Here is a 13,479-nt window from a genome sequence, read left to right on the forward strand (position 1 = left end):
TTGATATCATTTTTAATGAATTATTGTTAGTTGCGTTCATTATTTTATCTCAGTAAGAAATATTAAAATAACTTTATTACATAAGGAAATAGAAATGAATAAAAACAAAGAAATATTCGAAAAACAAGTTACCCCCCCAAATAATCAACCACCTCAACCTGCGGCTGCAAAAGATGATTATCAAGTTACTCTATCATTAGAAAATGGCACTAATGTTTTAGTCGGCCAAGAGATTTATCTTAAAGTTACTATAAAATCAACTACAAATGATGTTTCCTCCCTTAATAATATCGGTTCAGTAATAATAAAAGATCCAACAGGTAAAAAATCCATTAGCTACAAGACATATGAAAGTTATTTTGCTGTAATTCCTCAAAATAAAGCTGATAGTTATGGTGAGGCCATATTAGCATTAACCATCCACAAACCTAATGATAATAATCAACTTAATCTTTCAATCTCTGTTCAGGATAAAAATAAAAGACCTATCCACGGATTTAATGACAGGCCGGTTAAATATACTGTAATAAATAATATTCTAGCAGATTCGATTGTTTTAAAAACCAAAAATGAATTTATAGCAACACCGACCACGGTTAATTCAATCAGTAATTCAATCAGCACTTATAACCTATACACTGGTATTATTAGTGATAGTAAAGCTAAGCCAATCGGGAATATTCAGGTGGTTATTGCAGCCCAAAGACATAATCAATTGTCACCTTCTGCTGGATTGATAAAAATAACCCACGACCGGGCTACAGGCGCTAATGAACTCATTGATATTATGACGCTTCCCGACGGACGAGATTTCTTTGTACTAACAAGCGATCCACAGGGGGAAATCAGTTTCCGTGCCTATCCAACAGCAGGAGCGGAAGGAAGAGTGGATTTTGTGGCTAAAATCCAAGATCTGACTAGAGATGATTATACGGCAGTAATGTGTATATACCCAGCCTATTCCAAAGATCATCCTTTAGATAATCCTTTTATCAATGAAATGGAAGTGGGAGGGACACTTAAAAAGCTGCCTGGACAAACAGATTTTACTGTGAGTGTTAACTCCTATGATGGGTATATGACACCCGGTTCAAAAGATGTTATTGCATTCTTTACTGAGTATGATGGAACAACTCAAAAAACTTTATTATCCCCAACATACAGAGTTAATAATAAGGTAGATAGAATAGAAGATCGGGTATTTTCTTTCCCATACGATCAATTAGAACCTAATAAACCTGGTGGAATATATTATGCTGTGATATCTGAACAAAATGAGATTATGTACTCTGATTCTTTGTATGTGAACTATGTTAATCATGATGATTCTCCAGAACCGGATAAAGATAGGTTTTATGATAAACCTCAAGTATATTCTGCTTATATTCCGAAAGATTCTATTAATCCTAGTAGTGGCGATGGTAGAGTTAATGAATCATCTTATGTTACTTTTGATATGATAAACGTAGGACTTGAATTTGGTGATGGTACTGATAATAAAGCAAAATCGGGATTATATGTTGCAGTGCAAATTTTAGGTAATGGAGTTACAGGAAATTTACCAACTCCTAATGACACAGGACAAGTCAGAGTAACTATAGAATCTTACACAGGCGATGTGAAACAAAAGTCATATACTCTGGATCTAACTGAGAGTAATTTAAAAACAGATAATAATAATAGTAAGTCTAAGTTCCAAGTAGTCACTATTCCATTCTGTTTTCTTAAAGATATCAAACCAATAGGAGAGGACCAACCAACAAGATTATATATTGATTATATAATCAAAGATAATACAACAAATAAACAATTAGCAAGTAAAGTTTGGAATGGTTACATTTCCACCTACTCTGCAATAATAGGTGCTGATGATGATTACTATGGATGTTCCTAATAAAACGTTGTGTAAAACCTGCTTCTTTTAAGCTGAAAATCTGATATCTTTCTGATTCGGTCAGTTGTTTATAGGCCATAGTGCACTTTCCTTTGGCGAGAAAGGTGCCTACTATAGCAACTGACCGCCTTTTTCAGAATCGGTTAATAATTAAAAAATATACATAAGCCATTAATATCAACTAGTAAGGTTTATATACACACAATAAATATCCCTGACCATATTGATCTTGGGGGATCGTGTCAGTGCGAAGGTCAAATAAATACTTCGTAGAACCATTATAACTTGGCACAATCACTGAAACTTTTCCAGCAGAATCAAACTGATCAAGTATTCCCCAATCAAAGCTACGGGGAAACTCCTTCGTTAAAGAATCATCTTCATCAACCAAGTCCATATTAGTAATATTTTTAATTCCATTAATTGAAGCACCACCAGTACAGTCTGCGTCAGAATCAGTTCCTATCAAATCGATATTAGCACTACTGACAAAAAATCTTTTTATATCAAAATGATAATTATATCTATACTTGGCATAATTGGGTTTTTCAACTGTCATTTCCAAAGTCGTTTTTCCTGATGAAAAATCAAAATGTATTACGCCTTTATTATTAGGATCTTGCTCACCAAGGTCACTAATCTGACCACCTGTAATCTCAACTGTATCGTTACTTTGGGAAATTGGCTTTCCTGTCAACTTATCTACTAATTGTCCTTTTAGCCCCTGGAAAGTATTATAAGGTCTATTTTGTTCTTTATATAAATTCCCGCCAGGTTTTTTGTCACTGTATACATGGAGCCACGCTTCTTTCTGAGTAACAGGCTCGAAAACAACCGCATCCGCTTTTTTGGAAAAAGTTTTTTCTCCATCTGGAACTGATAAGATTACTATCAAACCATTACTCACCTGATTATTCGTAATATTTCCAATACCAACATTACTGGTCAAAATGGCTGTAATTTGACCATTCTGTACGATGTTATTACTCTTAATTTCCCACTCCGGATTATTATTATACATTTCGGCTTTAAAGTTTGTCTCCCATTTAGCATCTATCTGATATCCATCATGTGGTATTTGTATCTGATTTCCCTTCTTCTGAATAATCGTTGCCGTATAGGTATAAGAATTCTTACCATCTCCCAAGAGAGGATTGTTGGAATTAAAACCATCAACCTTAAGGTGTGTTATTTCAAAAAACTCCGATGGCTTTTTAAAATCCACAGGATCAGCACACTGTTCTGTTTCAGAGATCTCAACAGACTTTTCATCAACAGCAGCAAGACACACGATAACGCCTGTCACTACCGGATTTTTCTCACTGCTAAGCAGTTGAACTTTTAATGTGCCATCAGATTGAGCAGTCACTTCTCCCTTCTCTGATAGCCAGGTATTTTGTGGAGTACCACCCGCCTGCGATTTTAACCGCCACTTAAATTTAATCTCTTGCCCGGTATAAGGTGTTTTACCATCAGCACCAACCACATGCGCAGTATAGTGATAAGCGTGTTGCGGATCTTTATCTCCATCCGCCGGAACTGTGCCGGTTTTTTCGGCAACGGTGGGTTTGTGAATAGTTGGCCATTTGAATTCCACATCCACTGATGTCGCTGTTTCAACGCCTTCGACAGAAGCTTCTACCGTCACTGTTTGCGCTTGCGTACTGGTCAATGTTGTGGTAGCACTCCCATCACTCCGAGTTGTGCTGCTTGTTGGACTCAGTGTTACTCCTTTTTGATTGGGATTTTTTAAGGTCCAGTTAACTTTCTTATTAGGCTCCGGATTGTTACCCGTAGCATCCTTAACGTGAACGGTCAGGGTATAATTTTCATCCACCAATATGGGGCTTGGTGGTGTCGGTGTTATTGACACCTGTTCCGATTTGAAATCTACTGGCGGCTTTGCCTTAACCGGCGGTTGTTTTCCCACCGTGAGTGAAACGACAACCCCTTGGACTGCCTTAATGCTGGTTAAGGTTGCCGTTAATTGCCCATTACTACCTATTGTCTTATCTGATTGATCGAGTACGAGTCCATAAGCGTTAGGGTTAGCTGGATGCTCTATCTTCCACGTCGCATTATGAATGATTTCCCCTCCTTGAACGAGTTTTCCATCAATACCGACGATAGCCGCCGTATAGGTATATTTTTGGACACCATCTGCCGTTAACGTCCCTGACGGACTGGCCAGAATATCGCCCTTAACCTGATAATCTTGGGTATCCTCAGTAAAGGTCACCGGAGGTTGTGCAGGCACAGGCTGTTGGTTTTCAATGGACAGTGAAACCGTAACATCCTTTATTTCCACTATACTGGCTAACGTTGCCGTTAATTGTCCTGCATCACTCGTTGTATCCCCACTATGATTAAAAATGAGATTTTTATTATGGCTCTCATCCTGACCATTTTGCGTAATGCTCCACTTCACATTGGCAATTTTTTGATTCTGCACCGGATGATTCTGAGCATCAATAATGACCGCCGTATAGGTATACGTATCCTTGCCGTTTGCCACCAGCGAACCTGTTCCTGGCTGTGCCACACTCACCTCTTGAATATGATATTTCGACGTATCCGCAGTAAAAGTCACCGGAGATTGTGCAGGAACAGGCTGTTGGCCTCCAATGGACAGTGAAACCGTGACATCCTTTATTTCCACTGTACTAGCCAGGGTTGCCGTTAATTTTCCATCCCCGTCCGTTGTGATTTCACCATTTAATGGAGTCCAAATAAGTCCATCATGGTTTTTGTCTTTACTCCAATTCACATTGGCGATTTTCTGATTTCTCATTGGATGGTTATCACTATCTAATACCACAGCGCTGTAGGTATACGTCTGGGAACCATTGGCTACCTGTGACGGTACTGCCGGTAAAACTTCAACTTTATCCACGTGGAAACTGGCATGATTTTTATCAAAACTGACCTCCCCCACTAACTGCGGTGGTTGGCTATTCAGTTGCAGGTACACTTTGACGTTTTTATGTGGCCGGCTACTTATTAAGACCGGTTTGCGTTTGAAATGACCATTTTCATCCAATGCCACAGCGTCTGATGTTTCCCAGTCAAGCAATTGCAATCCCGTATCTGTACCGATTTTAGGATCGGTTATCCACTGAACGTGGCTGATAGTGGTATTTTTTATCGGTGTCCCATGAGCCGTATCAAAGGTAATCACCGGATTAAACGTATAGCCATCCTTTTTATCCCCCGTCGCAGGCAATGGCCCGGCAGGAGTAAAATAAGCCCTTTCCTGTTTTTTCAGCATAAAGGGCCTGACAATCACACGCATTGCAACTGGCGCTGATTTTAGGCCATCTTCCAATTCAGCCAGGGCATAAATGGGGTAATTGTTATTCTGGTTATCGCCGGATAAATAAGTTGGCAGGGTGATTTTTATGGTATGACCGACGCGGGAAGAGAGTTTCCCGCCGTTTTTTTCAAAATCTTCGTTCGTTGTCCAATGAATCTGCTTAACAAAATCATTAGACGATAATTTGACGGTAATCTCGTGCTGCTCATGACTGTATCCCACAATCGCTTCCGGTAACGATAATTGGGCAATCGGCTTTTTCTGGTGTTCAAGCACAATATGATGATTTCTTTCTACCAGATCATAACGACTGCCCGCTAATGTTCTCGCCGCTGCCACATTTTCTGGCGCCAATTGCACACTCAGGGGAACACCCAGTTTATAATTAAAATTCGCCAAAAACTGTGTTTCGCTGTGTCCACTTCCCCCTTGTTTATAATCTACACCCAGGGTAAATAGCGGAACTGGGGTATAAGTCAGCCCCAATTTAGCCAAGTTAGGATTTTTCTGTTTTGTGTCACGATTGAATAAAGTTACGTTATCGCCAAAATACTGTTCATAGGTCAGTTTGGCCCCCAGATGAGGGTAAGCAGGTAAGAAAAACTCCCCATTAATGTCATAACCGTTGGCTGGGCGTTCATAATAACCGACAAAATCCCGCGAGTCTTTCCAGTCAGTTAAACGATAATAGGTATTAGCGGAAAGTTTAATGTAGTCTCCCCCGATTTCTCCACCCAAACCAAGGCGCTGATTTTTACCTGTCAGGTCATAATCATAAAAGGTATTCAGGCCATACATCCAGTTTTGAGAAAAATAACGCCCACCTAATCCCAGGTTTATGGTATCCCGACTATCTTTGTTGCGATAACCTAGCTGAGAAAAGAGCAACCAATCCGCTTTATTATCATAAAGTGGCAATAACAGATCGAATGAATTGTTTTTTAGTGTTCCTTTTTTATCTAATCCAAAATTAATTCTGACAGTACCAAATTGTGATAACCATTTTTGTGCACCGGAAGATACCGTGTTATTAAACTGCCCTATCGCGTAGGATTTGGCTTGTTCTGCCAGTTCAGAAGGTGAAGATGACAGGATTTTTCCTGCCATCTGGATGTTTTTAGCAATAACGCCTGGTGTATTAGAATCAGCGGTGTGATCGTTTTTTTTAATTCTATTTTTTTCACGAATATTTGAATTCAAATTTTTTTTACTTGATTCATTAACCCAAGCATTTACATTATCTTTGTTATCTGTTTTTTGCGTGTCTATTTTCTCAGATGCCAGATGACTCTCTGCAAAAGGGCTCGTTATCGTATAGGGTACTATTAACGTATAAAGAAAGAGAAAGAAGAAAATACCCTTACCAATATATGATAACATATACAAACACCTTATAAGTTCTGATATTAACCCGGATTTTAGTTACGTGCACACTTACTCATAAAATGCCTCGGATCTACTCTTGATATGATATTAGTTGCATGATTTATTTTTGCATCATTAAAAATAGTTATCACATGATAACTATTTTTAATGACATAATAATTCAAGACACTGATGAGATTAGCCAAATGTTTACCAAGGTAAAAACAATAAGCCTCGTTAAGTTAAACGAGGCTTATTAGAGATTAGAACAATTTTTTATATTTTTTGGGAGATGTTATAAGACTCGTCTTAATATATGGGAAAAATTATCTTTACTTCCATATATATCACCTACAGCATAGTCAATCAGAACCAGTTTCCCGCGGTTTTCCTGTTCCCAATCATAGGGGATATCTATTGCTATCCGTTCTACATTGTCAAGTATTTGATAATTAGTTTGCCACATTGTCTGACCTACCAACCGGATGTTTACTGTCTGATTTAATCTCATATCAGGATAGCGTATTATGACTTGAATAGAATTATCATTGTATTCAAGGTTGGGTGCAGGTAAATTAAGTGCTTGCCCTTCAATCTCAAGCTGTAAACCTCCTGAGTATTCAACAACATCACCAGGTGTTCTTGTGACTGAAAAACGCAACGTAGCAGTATCGCCTATCGTGTCAATAAACTCCATACGAGGAATATAGAATGCCATCGGTGTTACACTATTTACTGTCTGAGTAGGTGGCATATATGTAATATCACTACGACGCCCTTTCCATAAAACTTTGATAGTATGGCCAGGAGCCATCCCCTCATAAACTGGCACAATAACTTTCAACTGATCCAACCGATAATAATCATCTCTTGTCAGCAAGGTACCTTGCTTACCAGTAGCTTCTGGAACACTAGGAATATAATCAGATAATTCAGATGAATCAAAAAATATAAGATTTATATTCACTGTTGGTGACTCACGTTCATTGCCATGACTTATTATCTTATATTTAGCTTGATAGGCACCATATTGGGAAACCTCATCCACAGGAAATAGCAAATTATATGGTGATGTATGCAATTTATCGGGTGTAATATAATATGGTCTATTTTTTATAACTACCTCATCATTATCTTTTAAACAAAGATATCCCTCTATTTTATCGCCAGTCATAGCATCATTATATTTTGGCACTTCCATTAATATATATTCAGTATTCGTGATACGCAGATCGTGTATGTTAATGGTATCGGTTCCATGTGCCTGTGGAAATGTAGGAGGAGATAATTCTATACTGTTTATATTATTCATTTATTGTTCCTTAATTAAGCATTCTTAATATATTAACTTCAAACATAGTCACTTGATTTTTTCATTTATTGACAATAATATTTATAGAAATACTCATTTTAATTATCTATCTATACCAATCCAACTTCAGATTACGGCTTGTAAGTCAATGTGACTGTTTATATCTCCCCGCATAGCAGGGGAGATATAAGACGCATTCTGAAAGGCGATTGGTATAAACATTCCATTAATATGTTGATTTTTAAAGAGTCACCGTGACTTTACATTATTGTCCATTTATAGCCATAGCATGTGTTGGTTTTAATGATAAATAACTTTATCTTCTAGGCCATGGGTAAAAGCAAAAGGTAATTGTTAATTACCACATAAAATGTCATTTTCATCCAGTTAATTCAAATCACTTTTATTTATCAGCTAATAATTATTTTTTATCAATCAGATCATTTGATTCAGAAAACAATTAGAACTATAAATTATCACAAATATCTCAATTAAAACTCAATAAGTAATAAATAGGTTTTCATAATACTGAGAGTATCAGATATTGGAGTTCCTTACCCCGCGCAGAGCGCGGGGTAAGGAATACTCCTATCATTTTGAAACGCTATTTATTACTTGTAAACTATACCAATCTAACTTTAAGACACGTGTGATTTCTCCCCACGAAGCGGAGAAAAATCAGGTTTCATATCGTGTTGTAAACTGCAACTTGAAGTTTAATGCGTATATGTGACATTTGCATTTAAAATGGCAATGGATTGTCAAATAGTATTCAGAAATAAAAAAATAGGCTATCAGACCTATTTTTGTAAAAATTTACAGATTGCGATTAATGAGTTACACCTAAAGAATGATAAGCATTTTGAACTTTCCATAAATAACGCGAAGCCTGTGGTGCAGGATGATTATTTTGAACATACTGATAGAACTCATTTGGAGTCATTCGATTAATTTTATTAATTGCTAAAGCCCGGTTTGAGTCAAACGTTCGCAATAATGCCCCGGCACCATTTACATAAGCAACTATCGTTGCATAGTACAGTGTTTCTGGATTAGAAATACCTTCCAGATGCTGTTTTTTCAAAATGCTGATATAAGCAGTACCAAGGTCGATATTGGTTTCAGGATCTTTCAATTCACGTGTTGTTGGTTGTCCTGGTTTCCCTTTCACTCTGTAAGCATCTCGTCCAGCCGTGGATGCCTTAATCTGCATGAGTCCAACTGCATTCGATTTACTAACAACCTCTGGACGAAAATCTGATTCCACCTGAATAATCGCTTTGATGAGCGTTTCATCAACACCATAACGTTTTGCAGCTTGCGCAATAAGACCATCAAATGGGGTGGATTTAAACCTATTTGTCAATTTACGGCTACCAAAAACAGCTTTATTGCCATCAAGCATACGCTTTACCGTTGTTTGTCCATTACTGTCTGATTGCTGTACTTGTTGGCTTGCACATCCAGACAATAACAATGCCACCGCAATGTAACGGAGTTTTAATTTCACCCTGCTTCCCCTAAATAAAATTAATCTTATAAAGGATATATAATTTTACTGATAAACCAAAAATATTTTTCTATCGCTTATACCCATCTAACTTCAAGATGCGTGTGATTTCTCCCCGCGAAGCGGGGAGAAATCGTGTTGTGAATTGCAACTTGAAGTTTAATGCATATATCAAAATAAATCTCGTTATTGCTCGTGGTTAACGCTAGACAACATGCTGTTTTTCTGTTCGCATGAAGTGCGCCATTGTCATATCAATCAATAAGAATTTAAGGAGCGTCTATCGAATTTATTGTTAATTTTCTCTCTATCGCCTTGACTTTATACAAGTGATACTGATAATCATTATCAATAATTATATGTACAACAAGTAAGGGTTATCATAATGAATAAAAAATATTCTCTTTCTGATTTTCCGATATTCAATCTGATCCTTGTTCTATTCACAATGGCGCTATTTAGCCAGCAAGCTCATGCCGAGAAAACATTCAGAGTGGTTACAACATTTACTATTATTCAAGATATAGCCCAAAATGTCGCAGGAGACGCAGCAATTGTCGAGTCAATCACTAAACCTGGTGCAGAAATCCATGATTATCAACCCACTCCTAAAGATATCATAAAAGCGCAGCGTGCAGACCTTATCCTCTGGAATGGCTTAAATTTAGAACGCTGGTTCGAACGTTTCTTTGAAAACATGCAAGATATCCCTGCTGCAGTGATAACCGAAGGTATTACTCCTCTACCGATTCGTGAAGGACCTTACAATAAAAACCCTAACCCCCACGCCTGGATGTCGCCCAAAAATGCGCTGATCTATATCGAAAATATTCGTAAAGCCTTTGTCAAATACGATCCCGATAATGCCGAAATTTACAATCGTAATGCCAAAGCTTATGCAGAAAAAATGGCTCAATTGGATGCGCCTCTTAGGGAACGTCTTGCTCGTATTCCTGAAGAGCAACGCTGGCTAGTCACCAGTGAAGGCGCTTTCAGCTACCTCACACAAGATTATGGTTTCAAAGAAGTTTACTTGTGGCCAATTAATGCTGAGGAACAAGGTTCCCCACAACAGGTTCGCCGTGTTATTGATACAGTAAGAGCTAATAAGATCCCAGTTGTCTTCAGTGAAAGCACTGTTTCAGATAAACCAGCAAAACAAGTCAGTAAAGAAACGGGAGCACGTTACGGCGGGGTACTTTATGTAGACTCCCTCTCCACTCAAAAAGGACCGGTTCCAACTTATATTGATCTACTTAACACCACTGTAGACACTATCGCAAAAGGATTTAATCAATGAATCGCTCATCATTAAACCATCTATCGTTATTTGAGCATCCTCATTTAATTGTGGATAACGCCACTGTCACTTACAACAATGGGCATACGGCTATTTATGATGCCAGTTTTGACATTACTGGCGGCACAATTTGTGCACTGGTAGGTATGAATGGCAGCGGCAAATCCACATTATTCAAAACCATTATGGGATTAGTCACACCTTCACAAGGAAAAGTGACTCTCAACAAGCAACCTATCAAAGCTGCATTAAAACAAAATATCATCGCATATGTTCCTCAAACTGAAGATGTAGATTGGAATTTTCCGGTTCTGGTTTCTGATGTTGTAATGATGGGACGCTATGGAAAAATGGGATTTTTGCGCCGCCCCAGTAAGCGAGATCATGAAATCGTCAATAAAGCCCTTGAACGTGTTGGGCTGACGGACTTGCGTGATCGCCAAATTGGTGAACTTTCTGGCGGACAGAAAAAACGCGCATTTTTAGCCCGTGCATTGGCTCAAGAAGGGAAAGTTTTGCTACTGGACGAACCTTTTACTGGGGTAGATGTTAAAACAGAAAATGCCATTATTGACTTACTTCGTGACTTACGTGACGAAGGGCATTTGGTCTTAGTGTCAACGCATAACCTCGGCAGTGTACCTGAATTTTGTGATCACGTTATTTTGATCAACCGCACGGTGCTCGCCAGTGGCCGAACTGAAAATACGTTTACTCAAAAAAATCTGGAAATAACCTTCGGTGGCGTCTTGCGCCATATTAATCTTTCCGCGCCTGAGCTGCATAAAGATGACGATCCACGCTCACTGACAGTAATAACCGATGATGAACGTGCTGCCGTCTTTTACGGACATGATCACCATATTCCACCGCGGCAAAACCCCAAACAAAAGGAAAACCAACCATGATGGAACTGCTTTTACAACCATTCAGTTACAACTACATGGTGAAAGCCATGTGGGTAAGCACCATTGTTGGGGGTGTCTGTGCTTTCTTATCTGCTTATCTGATGCTAAAAGGTTGGTCACTAATGGGAGATGCCCTTTCCCACTCTGTTGTGCCTGGTGTCGCAGGTGCATATGCTCTCGGTTTACCTTATGCAGGTGGTGCTTTTTTTACAGGGATGCTCGCTGCATTATCAATGACATTGGTGCGTCATATCACTCGGTTACGTGAAGATGCGGTGATAGGTTTTATATTCTCCACTTTTTTTGCCGTCGGATTATTGATCGTTTCTTTAAACCCTACATCCGTGAATGTACAAACCATTATATTAGGCAATATTCTCGGGATCGCTGATGAAGATGTTTTACAAGTGGAAATCATTATTGCCGTTTCCTTCATCATCTTAATGGTACTTTGGAAAGATCTGTTGGTTGTTTTCTTTGATGAAACTCACGCACGCTCTATTGGATTATCACCGTTACGGTTGAAAATCATTTTCTTCACTTTATTAAGTGCCTGTACTGTTGCTGCATTACAGACAGTAGGCGCTATCCTGGTTATCGCAATGGTTGTAACGCCTGGTGCAACCGCCTATTTATTGACAGATCGATTTAAACATTTGTTGATTATTGCCGTCGCTATCGGCTCACTCACGAGTGGTATCGGCGCATATGTGAGTTATTTTCTCAACGGTGCAACTGGAGGAGTGATTGTCACCATACAAACAGTCATTTTCTTACTCGCGTTCTTCTTTGCCCCTAAGCATGGCACGTTAGCCTCCCGCAGACGAGCCAGAAAGGAATCTCTGGCATTGATTCAGGAGCAACGCTCATGAACACATTTATTGAATTAATAACTGAACCTTTCATGCATGAGTTTATGCGACGAGCTATCTATGCGGCCATTATGGTGGGCGCTGTTTGTGCTGTACTTTCCTGTTACTTAGTCTTAAAGGGTTGGTCATTGATGGGAGATGCCATTTCCCATGCTGTTTTGCCAGGGATAGTGCTCGCTTTTGTAACCGGCATACCACTTGCAATAGGTGCTTTCCTTTCTGGTATATCTTGTGCATTCGCGACAGGCTACCTAAAAGAACATAGCCGAATCAAAGAAGATACTGTCATGGGAATCGTTTTCTCAGGTATGTTTGCATTTGGGTTAGTCCTGTTTACTCGTATCGATACGGATCAACACCTGACACACATTTTATTTGGCAGCATACTCGGCATTACCCAGCATGAATTACTCCAAACCTTGTGTATTGCCGGGATCACGCTGGCTATTGTGTTGCTAAAGAGAAAAGATTTCATGCTCTACTGCTTCGACCCCAACCAGGCACGAGTGGTTGGTCTTCCCGTAAAACTTCTCCATTACGGGTTATTATCACTGCTGGCCCTAACAATTGTCGCATCGTTGCAGGCTGTCGGTATCATCCTGGTCATTGCGATGTTAATCTCCCCCGGTATTATTGCTTTTATACTTTGCCGGAGCTTTGATCGCATGTTGATTGTAGCAATGGTTGCTTCTATATCATCCAGTGTACTTGGCACTATCATCAGCTTCCATATTGATGGTGAAACAGGCCCCTGTATCGTCATCATTCAGGCAATTTTCTTTGCTATTGCACTGACTTATGATCAAATAAAATTAGCTTGCAAGAAAGCAAACAAAAGATCGTTTGAGAAAATCTCATCCCAAGAAGTATCAATTCCAGAAAAATCAAATTAAAAAATAATAGAGTGCCATATCAAATTTGAGATATGGCCTTATTAATTCCTATTAAAACGCCTTTTATCCTGTTCAAATGTTACATCTGTCTGTAATATAAGCATAGCAACTG

8 protein-coding genes are annotated in these 13,479 nt (G+C 38.8%); 5 read left to right on the plus strand and 3 right to left on the minus strand.

Features of this window, described 5'->3' with window-relative positions:
- The first annotated feature begins 94 nt into the window (after positions 1–94).
- Positions 95–1,894, plus strand: coding sequence for a hypothetical protein (locus tag WDV75_RS11120; RefSeq protein WP_338859791.1), 1,800 nt, complete (start codon positions 95–97; stop codon positions 1,892–1,894).
- A 181-nt stretch (positions 1,895–2,075) separates the two neighbouring features.
- Here the strand turns inward: WDV75_RS11120 and WDV75_RS11125 are convergent, their stop codons facing one another.
- From WDV75_RS11125 to WDV75_RS11135, 3 genes are all read right to left on the minus strand, one after another.
- Positions 2,076–6,587, minus strand: a complete 4,512-nt coding sequence (locus WDV75_RS11125; protein WP_273571257.1) for an inverse autotransporter beta domain-containing protein — start codon at positions 6,585–6,587, stop codon at positions 2,076–2,078.
- Positions 6,588–6,867: 280 nt separating this feature from the next.
- Positions 6,868–7,884, minus strand: coding sequence for a hypothetical protein (locus tag WDV75_RS11130; RefSeq protein WP_273571258.1), 1,017 nt, complete (start codon positions 7,882–7,884; stop codon positions 6,868–6,870).
- 829 nt (positions 7,885–8,713) lie between these two features.
- Positions 8,714–9,394 carry a transglycosylase SLT domain-containing protein gene (locus WDV75_RS11135; RefSeq protein WP_273571260.1) on the minus strand — a complete coding sequence of 227 codons (681 nt, stop codon included), beginning with the start codon at positions 9,392–9,394 and terminating at the stop codon, positions 8,714–8,716.
- Positions 9,395–9,779: 385 nt separating this feature from the next.
- Here WDV75_RS11135 and WDV75_RS11140 point away from each other — a divergent pair, with 385 nt between their 5' ends.
- The 4 genes from WDV75_RS11140 to WDV75_RS11155 are packed head-to-tail and all read left to right on the plus strand — an operon-like array spanning position 9,780 to position 13,367.
- Positions 9,780–10,694: a metal ABC transporter substrate-binding protein gene (locus tag WDV75_RS11140; protein WP_273571261.1), complete on the plus strand. Its 915-nt coding sequence runs from the start codon at positions 9,780–9,782 to the stop codon at positions 10,692–10,694.
- Entirely contained in the window at positions 10,691–11,602 is a 912-nt protein-coding gene (locus WDV75_RS11145) for a manganese/iron ABC transporter ATP-binding protein (protein ID WP_273571263.1), read from the plus strand. The genes WDV75_RS11140 and WDV75_RS11145 overlap by 4 nt, the downstream gene beginning before the upstream one ends.
- Positions 11,599–12,474: a metal ABC transporter permease gene (locus WDV75_RS11150; RefSeq protein WP_189760974.1), complete on the plus strand. Its 876-nt coding sequence runs from the start codon at positions 11,599–11,601 to the stop codon at positions 12,472–12,474. Before WDV75_RS11145 ends, WDV75_RS11150 begins: the two co-directional genes overlap by 4 nt.
- On the plus strand, positions 12,471–13,367 hold the full coding sequence (locus WDV75_RS11155; protein WP_273571266.1) for a metal ABC transporter permease: 897 nt from the start codon (positions 12,471–12,473) through the stop codon (positions 13,365–13,367). The genes WDV75_RS11150 and WDV75_RS11155 overlap by 4 nt, the downstream gene beginning before the upstream one ends.
- Positions 13,368–13,479: the final 112 nt, after the last annotated feature.

Source organism: Xenorhabdus griffiniae (genome assembly GCF_037265215.1).
Lineage (GTDB): Bacteria > Pseudomonadota > Gammaproteobacteria > Enterobacterales > Enterobacteriaceae > Xenorhabdus > Xenorhabdus griffiniae.